This is a genomic window from Stutzerimonas marianensis (assembly GCF_022810315.1).
Taxonomy (GTDB): Bacteria; Pseudomonadota; Gammaproteobacteria; order Pseudomonadales; family Pseudomonadaceae; genus Stutzerimonas; species Stutzerimonas marianensis.
Window position 1 is genome coordinate 325,844 of record NZ_JALGRD010000005.1, and the last position, 21,422, is coordinate 347,265.

General features: G+C 64.4%; 24 protein-coding genes. 11 read left to right on the plus strand and 13 right to left on the minus strand.

Annotated elements, in window-relative coordinates; translation table 11 throughout:
* The first annotated feature begins 59 nt into the window (after positions 1-59).
* A complete protein-coding gene (locus MST27_RS11265) occupies positions 60-2,198 on the plus strand; it encodes a putative bifunctional diguanylate cyclase/phosphodiesterase (protein WP_243606032.1) in 2,139 nt (712 codons plus the stop codon).
* 5 nt (positions 2,199-2,203) lie between these two features.
* On the opposite strand, the gene MST27_RS11270 is transcribed toward MST27_RS11265, so the two are convergent.
* From MST27_RS11270 to MST27_RS11280, 3 genes are all read right to left on the minus strand, one after another.
* Positions 2,204-3,109, minus strand: coding sequence for an acyltransferase (locus MST27_RS11270; RefSeq protein ID WP_243606033.1), 906 nt, complete (start codon positions 3,107-3,109; stop codon positions 2,204-2,206).
* 126 nt (positions 3,110-3,235) lie between these two features.
* Positions 3,236-5,332 carry a phosphate acetyltransferase gene (gene pta, locus MST27_RS11275; protein WP_243606034.1) on the minus strand — a complete coding sequence of 699 codons (2,097 nt, stop codon included), beginning with the start codon at positions 5,330-5,332 and terminating at the stop codon, positions 3,236-3,238.
* A gap of 97 nt (positions 5,333-5,429) precedes the next feature.
* Positions 5,430-6,617, minus strand: coding sequence for an acetate kinase (locus tag MST27_RS11280; RefSeq protein ID WP_243606035.1), 1,188 nt, complete (start codon positions 6,615-6,617; stop codon positions 5,430-5,432).
* Positions 6,618-6,860: 243 nt separating this feature from the next.
* Between MST27_RS11280 and MST27_RS11285 the strand changes: the two genes are divergently transcribed.
* From MST27_RS11285 to MST27_RS11300, 4 genes are all read left to right on the plus strand, one after another.
* A complete protein-coding gene (locus MST27_RS11285; protein ID WP_243606036.1) occupies positions 6,861-7,346 on the plus strand; it encodes an FKBP-type peptidyl-prolyl cis-trans isomerase in 486 nt (161 codons plus the stop codon).
* A gap of 106 nt (positions 7,347-7,452) precedes the next feature.
* Positions 7,453-7,935 (plus strand): glutathione peroxidase, encoded by a 483-nt coding sequence (locus MST27_RS11290; protein WP_243606037.1) that lies wholly within the window; start codon positions 7,453-7,455, stop codon positions 7,933-7,935.
* Positions 7,936-8,090: 155 nt separating this feature from the next.
* The gene (locus MST27_RS11295; RefSeq protein WP_243606038.1) at positions 8,091-8,687 is read left to right on the plus strand and encodes a TetR/AcrR family transcriptional regulator; all 597 of its coding nucleotides are present in this window, start codon (positions 8,091-8,093) and stop codon (positions 8,685-8,687) included.
* 71 nt (positions 8,688-8,758) lie between these two features.
* Positions 8,759-9,868 (plus strand): NADH:flavin oxidoreductase, encoded by a 1,110-nt coding sequence (locus MST27_RS11300; RefSeq protein ID WP_243606039.1) that lies wholly within the window; start codon positions 8,759-8,761, stop codon positions 9,866-9,868.
* Between the two features lie 33 nt (positions 9,869-9,901).
* Here MST27_RS11300 and MST27_RS11305 read toward each other — a convergent pair whose 3' ends face one another.
* From MST27_RS11305 to MST27_RS11335, 7 genes are all read right to left on the minus strand, one after another.
* Complete coding sequence (locus tag MST27_RS11305; protein WP_243606040.1) at positions 9,902-10,513, minus strand: flavodoxin family protein; 612 nt, start codon at positions 10,511-10,513, stop codon at positions 9,902-9,904.
* A gap of 68 nt (positions 10,514-10,581) precedes the next feature.
* A complete protein-coding gene (gene cysZ, locus MST27_RS11310; RefSeq protein ID WP_243606041.1) occupies positions 10,582-11,340 on the minus strand; it encodes a sulfate transporter CysZ in 759 nt (252 codons plus the stop codon).
* A 224-nt stretch (positions 11,341-11,564) separates the two neighbouring features.
* On the minus strand, positions 11,565-11,906 hold the full coding sequence (locus MST27_RS11315) for a HopJ type III effector protein (protein ID WP_243606042.1): 342 nt from the start codon (positions 11,904-11,906) through the stop codon (positions 11,565-11,567).
* Positions 11,903-12,196: a DUF1244 domain-containing protein gene (locus MST27_RS11320; protein ID WP_243606043.1), complete on the minus strand. Its 294-nt coding sequence runs from the start codon at positions 12,194-12,196 to the stop codon at positions 11,903-11,905. The genes MST27_RS11315 and MST27_RS11320 overlap by 4 nt, the downstream gene beginning before the upstream one ends.
* Before the next feature lie 105 nt (positions 12,197-12,301).
* A complete protein-coding gene (folX, locus tag MST27_RS11325; protein WP_243606044.1) occupies positions 12,302-12,676 on the minus strand; it encodes a dihydroneopterin triphosphate 2'-epimerase in 375 nt (124 codons plus the stop codon).
* 14 nt (positions 12,677-12,690) lie between these two features.
* Positions 12,691-13,401, minus strand: a complete 711-nt coding sequence (gene folM, locus MST27_RS11330; protein WP_243606045.1) for a dihydromonapterin reductase — start codon at positions 13,399-13,401, stop codon at positions 12,691-12,693.
* A 101-nt stretch (positions 13,402-13,502) separates the two neighbouring features.
* Positions 13,503-14,144, minus strand: coding sequence for a PilZ domain-containing protein (locus tag MST27_RS11335; RefSeq protein WP_243606046.1), 642 nt, complete (start codon positions 14,142-14,144; stop codon positions 13,503-13,505).
* Positions 14,145-14,387: 243 nt separating this feature from the next.
* On the opposite strand from MST27_RS11335, the gene MST27_RS11340 reads away from it, so the two are divergent.
* Entirely contained in the window at positions 14,388-14,840 is a 453-nt protein-coding gene (locus MST27_RS11340) for a flavodoxin (RefSeq protein ID WP_243606047.1), read from the plus strand.
* A 104-nt stretch (positions 14,841-14,944) separates the two neighbouring features.
* Positions 14,945-15,721 (plus strand): class II aldolase/adducin family protein, encoded by a 777-nt coding sequence (locus MST27_RS11345; protein ID WP_243606048.1) that lies wholly within the window; start codon positions 14,945-14,947, stop codon positions 15,719-15,721.
* On the opposite strand, the gene MST27_RS11350 is transcribed toward MST27_RS11345, so the two are convergent.
* The 3 genes from MST27_RS11350 to olsB are packed head-to-tail and all read right to left on the minus strand — an operon-like array spanning position 15,709 to position 17,856.
* On the minus strand, positions 15,709-16,299 hold the full coding sequence (locus MST27_RS11350) for an acyl carrier protein phosphodiesterase (protein WP_243606049.1): 591 nt from the start codon (positions 16,297-16,299) through the stop codon (positions 15,709-15,711). The two genes, MST27_RS11345 and MST27_RS11350, sit on opposite strands and share 13 nt — an antisense overlap.
* A 40-nt stretch (positions 16,300-16,339) precedes the next feature.
* Positions 16,340-17,110 carry a lysophospholipid acyltransferase family protein gene (locus tag MST27_RS11355; protein WP_275973176.1) on the minus strand — a complete coding sequence of 257 codons (771 nt, stop codon included), beginning with the start codon at positions 17,108-17,110 and terminating at the stop codon, positions 16,340-16,342.
* Positions 17,110-17,856: an L-ornithine N(alpha)-acyltransferase gene (olsB, locus tag MST27_RS11360; protein WP_243606050.1), complete on the minus strand. Its 747-nt coding sequence runs from the start codon at positions 17,854-17,856 to the stop codon at positions 17,110-17,112. Before olsB ends, MST27_RS11355 begins: the two co-directional genes overlap by 1 nt.
* A gap of 191 nt (positions 17,857-18,047) precedes the next feature.
* Here olsB and MST27_RS11365 point away from each other — a divergent pair, with 191 nt between their 5' ends.
* The 4 genes from MST27_RS11365 to MST27_RS11380 all read left to right on the plus strand — a co-directional run bounded on the left by MST27_RS11365 (position 18,048) and on the right by MST27_RS11380 (position 21,255).
* On the plus strand, positions 18,048-18,941 hold the full coding sequence (locus tag MST27_RS11365; RefSeq protein ID WP_243606051.1) for an acyl-CoA dehydrogenase middle domain-containing protein: 894 nt from the start codon (positions 18,048-18,050) through the stop codon (positions 18,939-18,941).
* 192 nt (positions 18,942-19,133) lie between these two features.
* The gene (locus MST27_RS11370; RefSeq protein ID WP_243606073.1) at positions 19,134-20,294 is read left to right on the plus strand and encodes a phospholipase D-like domain-containing protein; all 1,161 of its coding nucleotides are present in this window, start codon (positions 19,134-19,136) and stop codon (positions 20,292-20,294) included.
* Between the two features lie 43 nt (positions 20,295-20,337).
* Positions 20,338-20,919 carry a DJ-1/PfpI family protein gene (locus MST27_RS11375; protein ID WP_243606052.1) on the plus strand — a complete coding sequence of 194 codons (582 nt, stop codon included), beginning with the start codon at positions 20,338-20,340 and terminating at the stop codon, positions 20,917-20,919.
* Between the two features lie 114 nt (positions 20,920-21,033).
* Positions 21,034-21,255, plus strand: coding sequence for a VF530 family protein (locus MST27_RS11380; protein WP_243606053.1), 222 nt, complete (start codon positions 21,034-21,036; stop codon positions 21,253-21,255).
* Positions 21,256-21,422 lie beyond the last annotated feature (167 nt).

Sequence of the window (21,422 nt, forward strand, 5' to 3'; positions counted from 1 at the left end):
GGCTTCGTTGTGCCGGCCGAAGTCGGAGATAAACGCATGCCCAGCAGGGGAGACGAGTGATGCCTCGCGTTCAAACCAAATCAGAGCCGCGTACCCGCACGCTTCTGGTGGTCGATGATCGCGAAGCCAACCTGGTCGCGATGGAAGCATTGCTGGGTGATGGGGACTGGCAGGTGCACACGGTCAACTCCGGAGAGGCCGCCCTGCAGGCCCTGCTGGATCTGGACGTGGAGCTGGTGCTGCTCGACGTGCAGATGCCGGGGATGGATGGCTTTGAGGTCGCGCGGCTGATGCGCAGCAACCCGCATACGCGCTATACGCCGATTATTTTCGTCTCGGCGATTGCCCATACCCGCGAGTCGGTATTGCGCGGTTACGCCACCGGAGCGGTGGACTTCATCCTCAAGCCCTTCGACCCGCAGGTGCTCAAGCACAAGATCAATACGCTGCTCAGCCATGAGCACAACCGGCGCGACCTGCAGCTACTCAGCCAGCAACTCGACAGCGCCCGTGCCTTCAATGCCTCGGTTCTGAACAACGCTGCTGAAGGCATTCTCGTGGTGGGAGAGGATGGCTACATCAGTTTCGCCAACCCGGCCATCGCGCAGATGTTGCACTCGAACGTGGACGATCTGCAGGGCACGGCACTGGTCGATCACCTGGCCTCGCCGGAAATGCCCGAGGTCTGGCGCGATACCGAGTTCTACAAACACTGGCGCAGCGGCAATACCTATCGCCTGCATGAAGCGCAATTGCACACCGCCCGCGGGACCCGCTTGCCGGTGGCGCTATCGTCCTCGCCTTTGCCGCGCCAGCAACGATCGATGGTCGTGATCGCGCTGGACATGTCGGTGGTGCGCAACCTGCACATGCAGCTCGAGACCCAGGCCGTTACCGATTCGCTGACCGGTCTGCTCAACCGCCGCGGCTTCCACCAGGCGCTCGACTCGGCGCTGGCGCGGATCGACCGCAACGGCAAGCGCATGGCGATCCTCTATATCGACTTGGATGGTTTCAAGCGCATCAACGACTCGCTCGGGCACGATGCCGGTGACGAGATTCTCTGCCGTGTCGCCCGGTTGCTGGAAACCTGCATGCGACCCTACGACATCATCGCGCGGATGGGCGGCGACGAATTCACCGCCTTGCTCGATTCGCTCGACCATCCGGAGGATGCGGCCAAGGTGGCGGAAAAGCTCATCGAGCTGATTTCGGTACGTCACAGCGTCGACGGTACCGAGGTCACTCTGGGCGCCAGTATCGGCATTGCGCATTTCCCCGATTGCGGCCGCAGCGTCGAAGAGCTGCTGCGCTCGGCGGACATGGCAATGTACGAGGCCAAACGGGCCGGACGTCAGCAGTACCGCTTCTTCTCGCGGGAGATGAACGGCCGGGCCCACGCCAGGCTGATGATGGAAGAGAACCTGCGCAGCACCATCGAGCGCAACGGTTTCGCCCTGGCCTATCAGCCCCAGGTGGTGCTGGAGAGCGGTGAACTGCGAGGCTTCGAAGCACTGCTGCGTTGGAATTTCGCTGGCCGCGGCGCGGTCGAGCCGAACGTCTTCATTCCTCTGTTGGAAGAGACGCGGCTGATCGACCGTGTCGGTGAATGGGCACTGCGCGAAGGGCTGGCGCAATGCCGGGACTGGCGCGAGCGCTTCGGTGACAAGCTGATCCTGAGTTTCAACGTCAGTCCGGTGCAGTTCGGCCGGGCGGGCCTGCTCGACGAGCTGCGGCGCCTGCTCGACGAATATCAGCTCGACCCGGGCCAGCTGGAACTGGAGGTCACCGAGGGTGCCCTGATGCAGGACCTGGAACAGAGCTGCGACAAGCTGCGGCAGTTACGCGAGCTGGGCGTTCGCGTCGCGGTGGACGACTTCGGCACCGGCTATTCCTCGCTGGCGTACTTGCGGCACTTCGAGCTGGATACGCTCAAGATCGACCGGCTGTTCATCGCCAACATGCTCGACTCCCCGCGTGACGCGGCGGTGGTCAGCACCATCATCGATCTGGGGCGCAACCTGGGGCTGGAGGTGATCGCCGAGGGGGTCGAGACGCTGGCCCAGCGGGACTGGCTGGTCGAGCACGATTGCCAAGTCATGCAGGGTTTCCTGGTAGCGCCAGGGCTGACGGTCGAGGACGCGTTGTCCTTCCCGCATTCGGTCGATTGGCGGGAGCTGGAGCAGACCCCCGACTGAGCGGGTCAGCGGGGCGGAAACTCCCGATGAAGGGCGTCGAGCAGATCGTCCTTCTCGCTCCAAAGCTCGTTGACCCATTCCTGAAAGCTCAGGCGGTAGCTTTCGTCCTGGTCGTAGCTGCGGCCGAGGAATTCCGGAGGGATGGGTTGTGAGTCGATGCGCATCACCACCCGGCCGATTCGGCCGCAGAGCAGGTCCCAGAAATCCGGCCTGCCGTCAGGGTAGTGGATGGTCACGTTGATCAACGAGACCAGCTGTTCACCCATGGCATCGATGACGAAGGCGATACCGCCGGCTCGCGGCTTGAGCAGATGGCGATAGGGCGTACCCTGTTCGATGTGCTTGTCGTCGGTGAAACGAGTCCCTTCGAGGAAGTTGAACACCGACACCGGATTGGTCCGATAGCGCTCGCAGGCCCGGCGGGTCGTGGCCAGGTCCTCGCCGCGCTTCTCGGGATGCTTGGCCAGGTATTCCTTGCTGAAGCGCTTCATGAACGGAAACTCCAGCGCCCACCAGCACAGACCGATCACCGGGACCCAGATCAGCTCCTGCTTGAGAAAAAACTTGAGAATCGGCATGCGGCGGTTGAGCTGGTATTGCAGCATCAGAATGTCGGCCCAGCTCTGGTGGTTGCTGGTCACCAGATAGGAGTGGTGCATGTCCACTTTCTCCAGCCCCCCCACATCCCACTCGGTACGCCTGACCAGGTCCATCCAGAAGCTGTTGACCGCCATCCAGGACTCGGCGATCCAGTGCATGCCGAAGCGCAGGGCGCGCTGGATGCGCGGGATGGGGAGCAGCAGTTTAAGCAGCGACAGCGCGAACAGCGGCCAGCACCAGAACAGGGTATTCAACGCCAGGAACAGGCCGGCTAGGACGCCCCGGATCGGGGCGGGCAGGAAACTCAGCATCTAGGGTCTCGTTCGTACTACAAATCTGGCGCAAAGAGTAACGATTGCGCACCGAACTGCAAGCAAACGATGGCCTTGGCGTGGTGGGTCCATCCCGGCCGATGACGCCGGGATGGACGGCGGCCGTCAGGCCTTCTGGCTGTCGGCCTGCAGGGCGGTGAGGGCGATAGTGAAGACGATGTCGTCGACCAGGGCGCCGCGAGACAGGTCGTTGACCGGCTTGCGCAGGCCCTGGAGCATCGGCCCCACGCTGATCACGTTGGCACTGCGCTGCACAGCCTTGTACGTCGTGTTGCCGGTGTTCAGATCCGGGAAGATGAACACCGTCGCCTGGCCGGCCACAAGGCTGTTCGGCGCCTTCTGCTTGCCCACACTGGCGACCGAGGCGGCGTCGTACTGCAGCGGGCCGTCGATCGGCAGGTTCGGTGCGCGCTCCTGGGCAATGCGCGTCGCTTCGGCGACTTTTTCCACCTCGGCCCCGCTGCCGGAGGTGCCGGTCGAATAGCTGATCATGGCCACTCGCGGCGTGACGCCGAGGGCCACCGCGGATTCGGCGCTCTGCAAGGCGATTTCCGCCAGCTCGGCGGCGCTCGGGTTGGGGTTGACGGCGCAGTCGCCGTAGACCAGCACCTGGTCCGGCAGCAGCATGAAGAATACCGATGACACCAGGCTGTAGCCCGGCGCTGTCTTGATCAGCTGAAGAGCCGGGCGAATGGTGTTGGCCGTCGTATGTACCGCGCCGGAAACCAGGCCGTCGACCTCGTCGAGCGCCAGCATCATGGTGCCGAGTACGACGGTGTCCTTGAGCTGCTCGCGTGCATCGTCCGGGGTCAGCCCCTTGGCCTTGCGCATTTCGCACATGGGCTCGACGTAATGGTTGACGATCAGTTCGGGATCGAGAATCTCCAGGCTCGCGGGCAGGCTGATGCCCTGTTCGCGCGCGACCGCTGCGACTTCCTCCGGCTTGGCCAGCAACACGCAGCGGGCAATGCCGCGCTCCTGGCAGATGGCCGCGGCGCGGATGGTGCGCGGCTCGTTGCCTTCCGGCAGCACGATGCGCTTGTTGGCCTGTTGCGCACGCTTGACCAGTTGGTAGCGGAAGGCCGGCGGCGACAGGCGCAACTCCGTGCGTGGCACGCTCAGGCGCGTGTGCAGCAGGTCGGGCTGCAGGTGCGTCGCGATGAAGTCGGTGACCTGGGTGGCGCGCTCGATGTCGTCCGCCGGGGTTTCCTTGTTCAGCCCGAACAGGTTGGTCGCGGTGTCGTAGGAGCCGGTCTGTACCGTCATCACCGGCAGGCCACCGTCGAGCGCCGCCTTGCACAGCTCGAGGATGCGCGGGTCGGGTTCGAAGTCGCTGCATAGCAGCAGACCGGCGAGCCTGACGCCATTGAGGGACGCGAGGCTGGCGGCGAGGATGATGTCGTCGCGATCACCGGGCGTCACCACCAGCACGCCGGGCTGCAGCAGTTGGACGGTGTTGGGTACGGCGCGGGCGCAGAGCACGATCTTGCCGACGCGGCGTTGCTCGGCTTCACCGGCGTGTAGCACCTTGGCGCCGAGCAGCTCGGCGATGTCGCGGGTACGCAGTGCGTTCAGCTCCTCGGCGAAGGGGATCGCGCCAAGCAACTGGAAGTCCGGAGTGCCGAGCAGCGGCAGCTGCTCCTTGAGGCGATCGATGAACGCCGGCACGCCGTCGTCGCTCTTGATCTTGTTGAGGACCACGCCCAGCACCTTCGGGTCCTTGGCGCCGCCGAACAGCTGTGCCTGGATCTCGATGCGCTCGGCCATCCGCTTGAGCGTGTCGTTGCCTTGCGCCGAGATCAGGATGACTTCCGCATCGAGGCTTTTCGCCAGTTGCGTATTGATCCGCGAGGTGTGGTTGAACTCGCGCGTCGGCACCATGCCTTCGACGATCACCACGTCCTTGCCGGCGGCGACTTCCTGGAAGCGGCTGACCGCCTCCTCGAGCAGCAGGTCGAGCTCGCCGTTGGCCAGCTGGCGCTCCACCTGCTCGAGCGCGAGCGGCTCGGGCGAGGTGATGCCGAGCGTGCTTTCCACCAGCAGACGAGAACGTTCGCGACCCTGGTCGAGCGGGAAGGGTTGGGCGATCGGCTTGAAGAAACCGACCTTCAGGCCGGCGCGTTCGAGCGAACGGATCAGGCCGAGGCTGATGGAATTGAGTCCGCCGCCGAATCCGCAGGGGGCGAGAAAAAGTGTGTGCATGAAGATCTCCTGTCGAGCGGCATGGTCGAGCATGGCTGTGCGAGCAAGGCGATACCCGACGGTAGCCCGTCGGGTGGTGCGGCCGGGGCTGCGTGGGCTAGGCGTCCAGCAGTGCCAGCGTGTCCAGTGCGATCTGGCGTTCTTCGTTGGTCGGCACCACCAGCACGCGGGTGCTGCCTTCGGCCTGGATCTCGCCACCGACGCCGCGGGTGCAGCGCTCGTTGGCTTTTTCATCGAGCTTGAAGTTGAACAGTTTCAGGTGCTCCAGCGTCCGGCTGCGTACCGCGACCGAGTTTTCGCCGATACCGCCGGTGAAGATCAGGCCATCGAGTCGCGGCAGCGCACAGGCCATGGCCGCGAGCGACTTGGCCAGGCGATAGCAGAACACTTCCAGGGCCAGCTTCGCGCCGGCGTGCCCTGCGATCCTGGCCTCATGGAGCGTTCGCAGGTCGTTGGACAGGCCGGACAGGCCCTTCAGGCCGCTGTCATGGTTGAGCATCCGGTCGATCTGCTCGAGGCTCCAGCCCAGCGTGCGGTGCAGGTAGCTGTGCAGGTTGGGGTCGACGTCACCGCTGCGCGTGCCCATGACCAGGCCTTCCAGCGGTGTCAGGCCCATGCTGGTGTCACGGCTTTCACCGTTGACGATGGCGCAGGTCGAGCAGCCGTTGCCCAGGTGCGCGGCCAGCCAGCAGCTGTCCTCGACCGGCAGGTTGGTCATCTCCGCGGCGCGCTTGCTGACGTAGTTGTGGCTGGTGCCATGGAAGCCGTAGCGGCGAACGCTGTGTTCCTTGTAGAGAAACTCCGGCACCGCATAGCGGAACGCGTGTTCCGGCATGGTCTGGTGGAAGGCGGTGTCGAACACGCTGACCTGCGGCAGGCCCGGGAACAGCGTCATGGCCGCATCGATGCCCACCAGGTTGGCCGGGTTGTGCAGCGGTGCCAGTTGCGCACTGTCGCGAATCGCCTGGAGCACGTCCTCATTGATCAGACTGGAGCCGGTGAAATGCTCGCCCCCATGCACCACGCGATGGCCGATGCCGTCCAGCTGACCGCCCGCGGCCTCCTGAGCCAATGGCAGCAGTTGTTCGAGTGCGGCGCGATGATCGGCACCCGCGATGTTCAGGCTCTGCTTGGTGTCTCCCTGTTGCCAGTGAAGGACGGCTTCGGGACTGCCGAGACGTTCGGCCAGCCCCTGCAGCGGGAAGGTTGCCTGGGCTTCGTTGACCAGTGCGAACTTGATCGACGAACTGCCGCAGTTAATCACCAGGATGTTTCGAGCGGACATCGGTGCTCCTTTGGGTGCGAGAAATAATTGTTGAAATGGTCATCTACGCTTGCTGGCCCGGATTCTTGCATAACGCCGGCCCCCGGGATGCTCTCCAAAGGTTGTATGCGGCACCGTCGCTGGCAGGAGTTGATCTGGCTCAAGCGCGGCTGCCGGTAGTCCCCGAAATGCCGAGCCGGTTCGCAATCACCGCGGGTCGCGGTTAGACTTTGGCCTCACATTCCCCAGCAAAGGTTTCGAGTCATGCAGATTGCCGCTAACAAGGCTGTGTCAATCGACTACACCCTCACCAATGATGCCGGTGAGGTGATAGACAGCTCGGCCGGCGGCGCACCGCTGGTCTACCTGCACGGTGCAGGCAACATCATTGCCGGTCTGGAAAAAGCCCTGGAAGGCAAGCAGGGCGGCGACGAAGTCAAGGTCGCCATCGAGCCGCAGGACGCTTACGGCGAGTACAGTCCGGAGCTGGTCGCGACGCTGAACCGCGCGATGTTCGAGGGCGTCGACGAGTTGGAAGTGGGCATGCAGTTCCACGCCTCCGGTCCGGATGGCGGCATGCAGATCGTCACCATCCGCGACGTGGAAGGCGATGACGTGATCGTCGACGGCAACCACCCTCTGGCCGGCCAGCGCCTGAACTTCGAAGTGAAGATCGTCGACGTGCGTGAGGCCAGCGAAGAAGAAATCGCTCATGGTCATATCCATGGCGAAGGTGGCCATCACCACTGATTCGCGCCCAACCGCGAGCCATTCGTGACAAGACCCGGTGCGCACGACCGGGTCAGAGAGCGCTTCGGTCCTGCCGAGGCGCTTTTTTACCCTCTGGAGAGAGAAAATGAGCGCGTTCCATGAGTTGATACTCCCGGGGCTTGCGGGTCAGGAGTTGCCGTTGGCGCCGTTGAAGAGTCAGGTGACGCTGGTGGTGAACGTCGCTTCGGAGTGCGGTCTGACGCCACAGTACAGCGGTCTTCAGGCCCTGCATGAACGCTATCGGGATCGCGGTTTCGGCGTGCTTGGCATCCCGTGCAACCAGTTCGCTGCGCAGGAGCCGGGCAACGAGGCCGAAATCCTTCGATTCTGCGAGCAGCAGTACGGCATCACCTTTCCCATGAGCAGCAAGCTCGAGGTCAACGGCCCGCGCCGCCACCCGCTGTATCGCTTGCTGGCTGGCGAAGGTGCCGACTTCCCGGGCGACATCAGTTGGAACTTCGAGAAGTTCCTGGTCGGCCAGGATGGGCGCGTGCTGGCGCGCTTTTCCCCACGTACCGCGCCGGATGACCCAGTCCTGATCCAGGCCATCGAAAACGCCCTCGGCTGAGGCACACGCGTCGCGTCACCTCTGGGTTGTACCGGTGCGCGGGGCTGTGGTGCAGACGATTCGACGGCGCTCGATCATCCTCGGGGTCGTTGTCGCTCGATAAACGTCATGGATGATGCTGTCGATCCGAGACGACCGGTCATATCCTCGGCCCCATGAACAGCCGAGCTCGAATCGACAAGCGTGCCCTGATCCTCGCCAAAGGCGCCGAGGTGATGACCCGACGTGGCTATCACGGTACCGGTGTGCTGGAGATCGTCCAGGCCGCCGGGATCCCCAAGGGCTCGTTCTATCACTACTTCGCCAGCAAAGAAGACTTCGCCCTGCAGGCGCTCGATCACCTCTATACGCCGCGGTTGGCACGCTACTGCCGCGCCCTGCAAGACCCATCGCGTACGCCGCGCGAGCGCATCCTGGCCTATTACGGCGAGCTGGTCGCGCATTTCGCCCGCCAGGCCAACCCGGAATATCACTGTTTCATCGGCAGCCTGAGTTTCGAAATGGCGGAGCTGTCGCAGCCGATCGGCCAGCGGGTCGAAGCGATCCTGCAACGCTCGGTCGCATTGCTCGCCGATTGCCTGGAGCAGGCACGTGCGGAGGGGGAGGTGGATGTTTCGGTCGATTGCGCTGCCCTGGCCGAATTCATCGGCAACGCCTGGGAGGGAGCGCTGATGCGGATGAAGGTCGGGCGCAGCAGCACCCCCTTGTCGATTTTCCTGGCTCAATTGGAGCGTCTGCTCACACCGCACTGATTTTTTCGGCTTGAAAGGAGACGACCGGTCGCCTTTCCCGACTGCGAACGAACCTACACGGAGAGAAACCCATGAACGCCGCCGTAAACGCCCTGTTTCAACCCTTCCAGCTCGGTGCGCTGCAATTGCCGACGCGCGTCGTGATGGCGCCGATGACCCGCTCCTTTTCGCCCAATGGCGTGCCGACTGCGCAGGTGGTGGAGTACTACCGGCGCCGCGCGGTGTCGGGCGTTGGTTTGATCATCACTGAAGGCACCACGGTCGGACATGCAGCGGCCAACGGCTACCCACAAGTGCCGCGCTTTTACGGCGAAGATGCGCTGGCGGGCTGGAAGACGGTCGTGGACGCGGTGCATGCCGCCGGAGGGAAGATCGTTCCCCAGCTCTGGCATGTCGGCAATGTGCGACGCAAGGGCACTGAACCCGAGCCGGAGGTGCCGGGCTACGGGCCGATGGAAAAGCTCAAGGACGGACAGGTGATCGTCCATGGCATGACCCGCGACGACATTCAGGCGGTCATCGCCGCGTTCGCCCAGGCCGCGCGCGACGCCAAGGCGATCGGCATGGACGGCGTGGAGATCCACGGTGCCCATGGCTACCTGATCGACCAGTTCTTCTGGGAGGGTAGCAACCAGCGCACCGACGAGTACGGTGGCAGCCTGGCGAATCGCTCGCGCTTTGCCATCGAGCTGGTCGAGGCGGTGCGTGCGGCGGTGGGGCCGGACTACCCGATCATCTTCCGCTTCTCGCAATGGAAGCAGCAGGATTACACGGCGCGCCTGGTCACTACACCCGAGGCGCTTGGTGAGTTTCTCGCGCCCCTGTCGGCGGCTGGCGTGGACATCTTCCATTGCTCGACCCGGCGCTTCTGGGAGCCCGAATTCGAGGGCTCGGACCTGAATCTCGCAGGCTGGACACGCAAGCTGACCGGCAAGCCCACCATCACCGTAGGCAGCGTCGGCTTGGATGGCGAGTTCCTGCAGTTCATGGTCAAGACCGACAAGGTCGCCCAACCGGCCAATATCGAAGGGCTATTGGAGCGGCTGAACAAGCAGGAATTCGACCTGGTCGCGGTGGGACGTGCATTGATCTGCGACCCGGACTGGGCGGTGAAGGTCCGCGACGGGCGGATGGACGAGATCCTGCCGTTCAGTCGAGAAGCGCTGAAGACGCTGGCTTGATGTCGTCGGGCGCCGCCTGAGCGGCGCCCGGACTCATTGAGACGCGCCCGGGTAGCCCGAACCCTTGAGCAGTCGGGCCAGGTGCACGGCGTTGCGGGCCAGCATTGCGTTGGTCTTGGCGATTTTCTCGCCCGGGTCTTCGAGATCCTTGTAGTCGGTGGACCCCATCGCCTGGCCGACCCAGTAGGTGCAGCCATTGGCCGGGATGCTGAAGCCCACGTCATTGAGGCCCTGAAACAGCTCCGCCACGACGTGGTGAGCGCCATCTTCATTCCCGACCACGGCGGCGCAGGCCACCCGGCCGTACGAAACCATCCGTTGCTCGTCATCCAGCTCGCCGATGAAGGCGTCGAGCCGCTCCAGTACCCGTTGGCAGACGCTGGACGGGTGGCCAAGCCAGATCGGCGTGCCCAGGATGAGGATGTCGGCCGCAAGTACCTTGTCGCGAATCATCGGCCAGTCGTCGCCTTTGCCCTCGTCGGAGGTCACGCCGGGCTTGATGTTGAAGTCCACGGCCCTGATCTGTTCGCAGGTCACGCCGAGCCTGGAGAGCTCCTGCATGGCCTGGCTCAGCAGCAGTTCACAGGATGAAGGCTGCGCAGAGGCCTTGAGGGTGCAGTTGATCGCGAGGGCTGATAACGCCATGGGCGGGTCTCCCGGGTTGGGCTGTCAGAACGGGTTGTCCGTATCTAGACAGCCGCCCCCCACACCGTTCACCTCGACCTGACGGGCAGGTTCGGGTTCTGGCCACCCTCGCGCACCCAGAACACCGTCGCCCCTGCCACCGCGGCGGGCATGATCAGCAGGTTGAGCCCGGGCACCAGCAAAGCCGCATAGGTCACCGCACCGAAGCTCAGGCTCTTCCAGCGGCGCTGGCGCAGCCAGACCATCATGTCCGCCCAGCTCATCTTGTTGTTGTCCGCCGGATAGTCGATGTACTGCACGGCCATCATCCAGATGCCGAACAGCAACCACAGCGGCGCCGCCACGATGTTCGCCACCGGAATGAAAGAAAGCACCAGCAGACCCAGCGCCCGCGGTGCGAAGTAGGCCAGCTTGCGGGCCTCGCGGCCCAAGGTGCGCGGCAGCATGGCGAACAGTTCCGCCCAGCTGAAGGGCGGTGAACTGTCCTCGCCGCGGGCCACGGTCTCGACTTTCTCTGCCAGAAAGCCGTTGAACGGCGCCGCGATGATGTTCGCCAGCAGGGTGAAGGTGAAGAACACCATGAGCACCACCAGTGCGACGAACAGGGGCCAGAGGAGGTATTCCAGGAAGCTCAGCCATTCCGGCAGGCTGGGCATGAAGGTATCGACCCAGCCGTCGAACTGGCGCAGCGCGAGGTAGATCAGGCCGGCGAACAACAGCAGGTTCACCGTGACGGGCAGGATCACGAACAGACGCAGCCCTGGGCTGAGGATCAGCCGCAGGCCTTCGCGCAGATACTGCGGGCCGGAAAGGGCGGTGATGGGCATCGGAAGGCTCTCTCGCTAGGGACCGGCCCGGACCTTACCGGCTTTGAAGGGGTGGGGGAAGGTCCGCAAGCGCAGCGATAGGCGCCGGCTATGCAGCCGATCAGATTAAGCCAATGGCCGGCGGCAAGCCTGGGCCTTAGGCTTGCCGCCGAGTTTCTCCTTTTTGGTTTCAGGGCCGTCCGCTTTCAAGCCTTCCCCAAGTGCCTGGACGGCCCTTTTTTTATTCAGGATTTGCGTGTCAGTGGTTGCTGGTCGAAGCGTACGCCCTGCAGGCCCGTTTCCATGAGCGCGCGGATATTGCTGTGGTCCTGGCCGGCGGGGTTGTCCAGCACGGAGCGATAGTGCTCGCCAAAGGCCAGTAGCGCCTCTTCGTCGGAGAAGGCTTCGAGGATGGCCATCCCCAGGACCTTGCACGACCCTTCGTTTTCTCCCGCCGCGTTTTCTACTTCGCCGTTGACGAACCGGGTTGGCCGGTACTCGTAGGTGTTGGTGATGTAAGCGAGCGTATCGCTGAACGGATGGTTCTCGTCGCGCAGACGGGCGCGAAACTGCCGTAGATCACTCATGATTTCTGACTCTTCTCGAAGGCGGCCTGCTGTTCAGGCGTCGCCTCTTTCTGGTAGCGCTTCTTCCATTCGGCGTAGGGCATGCCGTACACCTCCTCGCGGGCCTGGTCGATGCTGACGTCGATCTCCAGGTCGTCGGCCGCCGCCTTGTACCACTTCGACAGGCAGTTGCGACAGAAGCCGGCCAGGTTCATCAGGTCGATGTTTTGCGCGTCGGGGCGGCTGCGCAGGTGCTGAACCAGGCGCCGAAAGGCAGCAGCTTCGAGTTCGGTGCGTTCTTGATCATTCATCTCGTGAGTCTCGGCGTTGCAGACGTGCTCGGATCATAACCTTCGCCTGTGACCCGCTGCCAGCCATCGCCCGGCTGAACGACGGCTACGGGCCACCGCGGCTGCTCAGTCGCGGTGCGCGGCGAGCGTAATCGATACCGATTCGGCGAAGCGCAAGGCGTGCGGCTTGTCGACTTCCACTTCGGCATAGCGCACCTGGTCGTAGCGCATGACCAGATCGAGGATTTCCTGCGTGAGTCGCTCGAGCAGCGCGAAGCGATTGTCCTCGACGTGCTGGATGATTGCCTTGGTGATGGTGCGGTAGTTCAGGGCGTGCTCGATGTCGTTGTCGCGCACCGCCTCGGCGGCTGGATAAAGCATGGTCAGGTTGATGAGCACGTCCTGCTTGTTGCGGATTTCATCTTCCTTGATGCCGATGTAGGTGCGCAGGCGCAGGTCCTTGACGCGGATGCGCGCCATGGCCGGTTCGAGTCGAGGCATGAGGTTCCCTCTGATCAGACAAGGTGGCGACCGCCGTTGACGGCCAGTGTGGTTCCCGTGACGTAGGGATTATCGAGCAGGTAGCGCAGGCTCTGGTAGATCACCTCGGCGCCCGGCTCGATGCCCAGGGCCGACTTGGCCAGCGCCTTGCGCCGGTAAGCCTCGTCGTCGCCTTCGTTGAACTGGATCAAGGCCGGCGCGATGCCGTTGACCTTGATAGCCGGCGCCAGGCTGGCGGCGAAGGACAGGGTGAGGTTGTCCAGCCCGGCCTTGCTGGCCGCATAGGCGATGTGCTTCTTGCTGCCGGCACGGGTGACGTCGTCGCTGATGTGCACTATGTCCGCCGGCCCACCGTGGCGCAGCAGGTCGGCGCAGTGCAGGTTGATCAGGTACGGCGCGAGCATGTGCACTTCGAACATGCGCTGGAAGACCTCGGCCTCGCGACCGGCTTCTTCGCGCTGCCAGCCAGAGGCGTTATGGACGATGGCGCGCAGGGCCGGGGTCTGCTCCCGCAGAGCCTCGATGAACGCCATGATGCCCTCGGCGCCGGAAAAGTCGGCGTGCAAGGTGGTCGCGCCGCGCTCGCGCAGACGGTCCACGCCGGGGCGATGAGAGCGATAGCTGATGATGACCGGCTGGCCGGCGTCGAGCAGTCGTTCGGCGCAATGCAGGCCGATACGCTGGCCGGCGCCGGTGATGAGGATGGGGGCGTTGGCTTGGCTCATGGGGGTCCGCTGATTGCCGATGGGCGCCCGGAAGGTGCGCCCGGGCGACGATGGCGGTCAGCTTACACCGCGGCGGCGGTCGGCTGCTCGATTCGCCGCCGTCAACTGTCCTCGGGCGGGAGCGGCTGTGGCAGTTCGGGTTGGAGCTCGGGGTGCAAACGCTGGTGCTGTTCGTAGAGGTAGGATCGGATGCGTTCGGCATCCTTGCCCTTCGGATATTCGACTTCGTAGGCGGTCATGCCATCTTCGGTATCGCGAATCCGCCAGCCGTCGACTTCCAGCGACTCGTTACCCGGCAGGGCCAGGCGCAGGTGCAGGTGCTTGGGCGCCTGTTTCGGACCGCTGTCGACCACCAGGCCGTTCGGCGACAGTTCGTGGACGCTCAGGGCGGTCTTGTCCCCGTTGGTCGACAGCAGTGGCAACGGCTCCTCGAGGTGCAGGCGCCAGGCGCGCAACACCGGGCCACGCTCATAGATGGTGGGAGGGGCCAGCTGCATGGTCAGGCTATGGAACTCGTCCTCGGTCAGCTGCAGCGGAAAGGACATGCAATAGTCCTCCAGCTCGGCCTCGAGCGTCAGGTTGGCCTTGGCGGCCAGTTGCAACAGCAGGGCATTGGCCCGGTCGCCGCCGTCGATCCGGAAACCGGCACGGGATTCACCGGGTTCGGCGCGTGCGCGCGAACTGTTGACCAACTCGTTGATGTACGCCAGTTCGGCGCTGCTCAGCTCGATTTTATCCGCCATTTCGATGTCCCTTTACCAGGCGGCCAGTCATACCCGATGCACCGTTGCCGCTACGGTGCGCCTCGATCAGCAGGTAGACAGTAGGAAGTATTGCCGACGCGGGCTGCGACAGCCAGTTTGCCGGCAGGTTCCCTCGGCAGACGGTCAGATGCGCGCCGAATCTGGCGAGTGTAGTTCCGGCCGGGGCAGGCAAATGTGTCGAATGCGGCATAATGCGTGGCTGAATTCGCAAGGGAGCTTCCCATGAAAATCGCCATTCTCTCCGGCACGGTCTATGGCACCGCCGAAGACGTTGCCCACCATGCCGCTGAAACGTTGAAGGCCGCAGGCTTCGAAGCCTGGCACGCCCCGCGGGCGCAACTGGCGCAGCTCGTCGAGTTCGGCCCAGAGGCCCTGTTGGTCGTTACCGCCACCACTGGCATGGGTGAGTTGCCGGACAATCTCGTCCCGCTGTACACCGCGATCCGCGATCAGTATCCGGCGTGGCAGGGCTTGCCTGGCGGTGTCATCGCGCTGGGCGACGCCAGCTATGGCGACACCTTCTGCGGCGCCGGCGAATTGATTCGCGAACTCTATGCCGAGCTCGGCGTTCGCGAAGTGGTGGAGATGCTGCGCCTGGATGCCAGCGAGACGGTGACGCCACAAACCGACGCCGAGCCTTGGCTCGAGCGCTTCGCCCAAGCCTTGCGCGCTTGAGTCTGTCCTCTCCGGCCATCAGCCTGGCTGGAAAGGCAACTTCCCCGGCGCGGCAGCCTCGCTAGACTCAGTCGAGTCGACAATAACGATAAAAGAGGTGCCGCGTGACTGCTCTGCAAACGATTCCTTCGCTCAAGCATCAGGTCAGCCCCGCCGAATGGCAGGCGCGGGTCGATCTGGCGGCCTGTTACCGGCTGGTCGCACTGCATGGTTGGGATGACCTCATCTTTACCCATATCTCGGCAAAGATTCCCGATACCGACGAGTTCCTGATCAATCCCTATGGGCTGATGTTCCATGAGATCACCGCGTCCAGTCTGGTGAAAATCGATCTGGCCGGGAACAAGCTGATGGACACGCCCTACGACATCAATCCGGCCGGCTACACCATCCACAGTGCGGTGCACGAGGTTCGCCACGACGTCGCCTGCGTGATGCATACCCACACGGCCGCCGGCGTGGCCGTGTCTGCACAACGGCAGGGACTGTTGCCGATCAGCCAGCAGTCGCTGTTCGTCCTTGCCAGCCTGTCGACTCACGCCTATGAGGGCGTGGCCCTGAATCACGAGGAAAAGGCGCGGTTGCAGGCCGACCTCGGCGAAACCGGCTTCATGCTCTTGCATAACCACGGCCTGATGACCTGTGGGCCCAGCGTGCCCGACACCTTTCTGATGATGTTCACTTTCCAGCGCGCCTGCGAGGTGCAGGTCATGGCCCAGGCGGGCGGTGCCGAGCTGATCCCGATCCCGCAGCAGATCCTCGCGGGTGCCAAGGCAATGGCCGCCGGCGTGACACGGAGCAAGGGTGGGATGGGCGGAGCGTTGGCCTGGCCGGCACTGCTGCGCAAGCTCGACCAGCAAAGCCCCGGCTACGACAGCTGATTGTCCCGCTTGGCGCCTGCCACGAACGCGATGAGTTCGGGATAGAAGGCGCGGAAGTCTGCCTGGAGCGGTTGGTAGAGCTGCTCCAGGTCGGCTGCGCCGCCGGCCAGGCCTTCCGGGCGGGACAGCCTTCGGCTCATGTTGCCGACCACCCGCTCCATGACACCGAATTCGCGGTAGCTGCCCAGCCAGTCCTGCGCCGCCATGCGCGGGGCGATCATCGCCAGCGTGCCGGGCAGTTCGGCTTGCGCCTCGAGCACTTGATAGACCCGTGCGGTAAAGCGCGGCAGGGGCTCGTCGGCATAGTCGTGCCAGTGGACCGCCAGGCAATGATCGAAGAACAGATCGACGAGGATACCCGCGTAGCGACGCCGGTCCCGGGCGAAGCGCTGCTTGGCCTGAAGCACCAGCGGGTGGCTGTCGGTATAGGCGTCGATCTGTCGATGCAGGCGGATTCCAGCCTCGATGTCCGCCGGCCAGCGACCCTGCAACGGCCCCTTGACGAAGTCGCCGTAGAGGCTGCCCAGCAGCTCGCCCGGCTGCGTACCGCCAAGGTGTAGGTGCGCGAGATAGTTCATGCGGGCCAGTTTAGCAGCGCTTCCTTGCGTCAGGCTTGCATCAGGCGGCCTGGCGCAGGGCGGGCGGCTCGCCGAAAAGCACCTCGTGGATCTGCGCATGGCAGAGCCGGCCGAGCCGGCTGCGCTCCATCGTTGTGGTGTCGATCGGTGGGAGTAGGTGAATCTCGACGATGGCGCGGTCGCGAGACATCAGCCGAAACAGGTGGGACAGCAGGTCGTCGTCACCGACAAAAGGTGCGATGGGGTCGGGTTGTCCGTCGCGCAAATAGCGGATTGCCACCGGCTGGATCGGCGTCGCGGTCTCCACGGCACAGGCCAGCAGACGAGGATGGAAGGGTCGCAGGCTGGTGCCGTCCGTGGTCGTGCCTTCTGGAAAGATCAGCAGGTTACGGCCCTGGCGCAGGTGGTCGCCCAGCTGGCGGCCGAGCGCCAGCGTATCCCCCTGGCCGCGCTGGATGAAGCGCGTGCCGGCCTGCGCGGCGAGCCAGCCAAGCAAGGGCCATTGGCGGACCTCCGCTTTGGCAAGGAAGGTCATGGGCACGAGCATGCCCAGCAGCGGGATGTCGCTCCAGGACTGGTGATTGGCAAGCCACAGCATCGGTCGGGTAGGGCGCTCGCCGGTCAACCGGACCTCGACCGGCAGCGCTGCGGTCAGGCGGGCTAGAAACCACTGGCATAGTCGCTGTCTTGTTGCCTGCGGCGCGGGCCGTCCGAGCCGCGCGCGCAGGCTCAGGCCGCAAGCGAGTGACAGACCGATGGCGATCACCCCGGCCAACCGCGCCAGGCGGACGAGGGTGCGCAGCCGGCGCATCAGACCGCAGCCTTGAAGTGACGGGCGTAGCGCGGGCAAAGCTCGTCCCGCTTGAGCAGGATGAACACGTCCGCCACCTGGAAATCCGGGTCCCAGCAGGGCTCGCCACAGATCTTCGCGCCAAGGCGCATGTAGGCTTTCAGTAGGGCCGGAATCTCTGCGGTGACGTTTTCCGGCAGCTCCAGCGATGGCAATGGATTTTTCGGTCGCGCATGCAGCAGATCGGTCGACAGGTATCGCTCACGCAAGCGCTGCATGACGGCCAGCGCCTGGATGCCGCCGTCGCGCATCGGAATGCTGGCACACCCCATGAGGTAGCGGTAGCCGCCCTGGTTCATCGCCTCGGCCAGTTCCGCCCAGAGCACGGCGATGGTCGCGCCGTTGCGGTAGGCCGGATGGACGCACGTCCGGCCGATCTCGAGGATCGGTGCGTCCAGCTCCGCCAGGCCCTGCAGGTTGAATTCGCCTTCGCTATAGAAGCGCCCCAGGCGTGCGGCGGTGGGACTGTCGAGCAGGCGTGTCGTGGCGACCAGCATGCCGCTGTCCATGTCCCGGACGCCGATGTGATGGCAGTAGGGATCAAAGTCATCGTGATCCAAGCCTGTTTCGGCCCCTTCCAATCGCGCGCCGAATTCGCTGCTGAAGACCTGATAGCGCAGCGCCTGGGCTTCACGCAGCGCGTCCTGGCCGTACAGGCGTTCGCCCTGCAGGCGCCGGGTCATGCGGGGAAATTCGAGGGTGGTCATGCTTCTGTCTCCTGGTCAGCCATTGGCGATGGCAATGCATTCGGAGCGCGTGGTTATTATGTTGGGCGTTCCGTCAATCGGGTGATTGCCGGCTCAGGCTAGGCAGCCGCAATGTCACGGCGGTTACCAAATGGTGATGCTTGGATGACGGCAAAGGGTACGGAGCTGACAGGGTTCACGGAGTGTGAAATATGGATTGGTCATGGTTCTTGGCGCCCGTCGAACGCCTGCCGGAACCGGCTGAGCTCGACGGCTGGTTCGCCCAGGTGCAGGCGCGCTGTACCGGGTGCGACACCCTCACGTCGGCAATGCGTGGCGGGCGGCTTGCGGCTACGCCGGGGTTGGCTTTTCTGGCCGGCTATCAGGCCGCGCTGCGCCGGCTTTGGCCCTCGGCGCCCCCGGGGCTAGGGGCGCTGTGCGCGACGGAGCAGCGCTCGCTGCGCCCGGCAGACATGCAGACTCGCTTCACGGAGGGCGGCATCAGCGGCGCCAAGGATTACGTCACGGCGGGGCCGGCTGCCGGATGGTTACTCGTGGCCGCGCGCGATGAGGCTCCGGGGCACTCGCCGCGGCTGAGCCTGTATCTGGTCGAGACCGGTGCCGCTGGCGTGACGCTCGAGCCCGTTGCACCGCTGCCGCTGGTGCCGGACATTCCCCATGCCCGCCTGCGGCTGGACCACGCCCCGGCCAAAGTCCTTGAGGGGGACGGTTGGGATGACTTCATCAAACCCTTTCGCACGCTCGAGGATCTTCATGTGCTCGCTGCGCTCGTCAGCTGGCTCCATGGGCTCGCCCTGGAGTGCCGATGGCCGCAGGACCTGCAGCTGCGGTTGCTGGGATTGCTGCCCGCCGCGGCGGAGGTGGCCACGCTGTCGCCCTCGGCACCGGCGACGCATCTGTTGCTGGCCGGGATTCAGGCGCAGTTCGAGGCGCTGCAACCGAGCCTGGACGCCGCGCTGGCGAGTGGCCCGCCGCACTGGGCACGTCTGTGGCAGCGCGATCGGCGCATTCTCGACCTGGCACGCGCCGCTCAGGCTCGACGGTTGGCACAGGCGGTGGCGGCGTTCGGGGCGCCGGAAGACTGAGACGCCGAGGTGGAACTCCGGCAGGCGTCCGTGCGCCTAAGGGGCGTGCATGATCGCACTGGGCGCCATGCCGAAGGTCCGCTAACGTAACGCGAACGCCGTCCCGCCGGGACAAGGAACCGAATGTCTTCTCGCTTCACGCCCCCTCTGCCTGAATCGCATCAGGCTGCTGCGCCCACGTCGGCAGCCTTGATGAAGAACGGGGAAGTCTTTTCCTGGCAGCACGGCAACCGGTTTCACCTCTCAGTGGACGGCCCCCAGTTCTTTCCGCGCATTCTTCAGCGTATCGACGAGGCCGAACGAAGCGTTGACATCGAGCTTTATCTGGTCGAGGACGGCCTGTGCGCCGAGCGCGTGATCGCATCGCTGGTCGCCGCGGCGGAGCGGGGCGTGCAGGTCCGCTGCCTGTTCGATGGTTTCGGCTGTTTGAAGCTCGGTCAGCGTTCCCGCCAACGTCTGCGCGACGCGGGGGTCGATCTGCGCCAGTACAATCCGCTGCGGTTGCGGCTGAAATTCCGCAACCTGCACCGCGATCATCGCAAGCTGATCCTGATCGACGACACCTGGTGTTTCGTCGGCGGTGCCGGTGTGACCGATGAGTTCTGGAACCCGCAGCAGCCGGAAAATCACTGGCATGAGGTGATGGTGGAGGTGAGCGGGCCGCTGGTCGCTGACTGGCGCCGCCTGTTCGAGACGCAGTGGGCGCAATGTCTCAAGCGCCGGGTCTGGCAGATGCCCTTGCCCCAGCGCTTGCCGAAGATTCCAGCCCGCCCCGATGTACGCGACGGGGCCGGTCGTGTCGCCTATGCCGCGGCACGTCAGCATCGGGACATCCTCTACAGTCTGTTGCGTCAGCTGCGGCGCGCCGAGCGACGCATATTCCTGGCGACCCCCTATTTCTTGCCGACTGGGCGGGTTCGGCGCGAATTGATGCGCGCGGCGCGTCGCGGGGTCGAGGTGCGCCTGTTGCTGACCAGTCGCAACACCGATCACCCCTCGATCCGCTATGCGGGGCAGCGCTATTACCCACGCCTGCTGCGCGCGGGCGTGCGAATCTTCGAATATCGACCACACTTCGTGCACTTGAAGATGGTGCTCGTCGACGACTGGGTGAGCGTCGGCTCGTGCAATTTCGATCACTGGAACCTGCGCTGGAACCTGGAGGCCAATCTCGAAGCGGTCGACGCGCAGTTGAGCGCCGCCGTGGCGCACAGCTTCGAGTGCGACTTCGAGCAGAGCCGGGAGATCGATTTGCAGCGTTGGCACGCGCGTCCGCTGCGTCAGCGGATGTATCAGCGACTGTGGGGGCTGCTCGACCGGCTGGTGATCAACATCTTCAATCGAAGCGGCTAGCCCTGTCTGGCGGCGATTCATTCAACCGAAGAGGAGTGTTCTCATGGCTGCGAAAAAGATCCTGATGCTGGTTGGCGACTATGTCGAAGACTACGAAACCATGGTGCCCTTCCAGGCGCTGCAGATGGTTGGGCACAGCGTCCATGCCGTGTGCCCGGACAAGAAGGCCGGCGACACCGTGCGAACCGCCATTCACGATTTCGAAGGCGACCAGACCTACAGCGAGAAGCCGGGCCACAATTTCGCCCTCAATTTCGATTTCGATGCCGTACGCGCCGAGGACTATGACGCCCTCGTCGTGCCGGGTGGACGTTCACCTGAATACCTGCGGCTCGATGAGCGTGTGATCGCACTGGTGCGCGCATTCGACGAAGCGAAGAAGCCGATCGCCGCCGTTTGTCACGGCCCGCAGCTGCTCGCCGCCGCGGGTGTGCTTCAGGGGCGTGCGTGCAGCGCCTATCCGGCCTGTGCACCCGAAGTGAAACTGGCCGGGGGCGATTTCGTCGAGATCGGCGTCGACAAGGCGCATACGGATGGCAACCTGGTCACCGCGCCGGCCTGGCCGGCGCATCCGAGCTGGCTGGCAGCCTTCCTCGACGTGCTCGGCACCCGCATCAGCCTGTAAGATGCCTGGCCTGAGGCGACCGCTTCAGGCCATGCCGGAACCGTGGCGGTGGTGCGGCGCTTCGCATGGCCGCTCGACGGAGTTCGGCGATCCGTTTCCCTGCAGAGCACAGCCATGCCCTCACCAAACGACCCCCTTCACGGCATCACGCTGGAAGCCATCCTGATCGACCTGCACGCGCGCTTCGGCTGGGCGGGGCTGGCCGAGCGGATCGACGTCCGCTGCTTTCACAACGAGCCCAGCGTCAAGTCCAGCCTGAAGTTCCTGCGCAAGACGCCCTGGGCCCGGGCAAAGGTCGAAGCGCTCTATCTCGAGGCTCGGCGCGCGGCGCGCTAATGCTTCTGGTAGCCCCCGCGGAATGCCTGGCAGCTCGTTGGTCTGGAGCCCGTTAAATTTCTTGGCGGACAACTCAAGTTAACCCCGTAGCGTCCGATTCTCTTAGCAGTTCAATTCGCCGTGACCGGCGAGTCTATGAGAATTAAATCGCCATCACGGGGATCGCG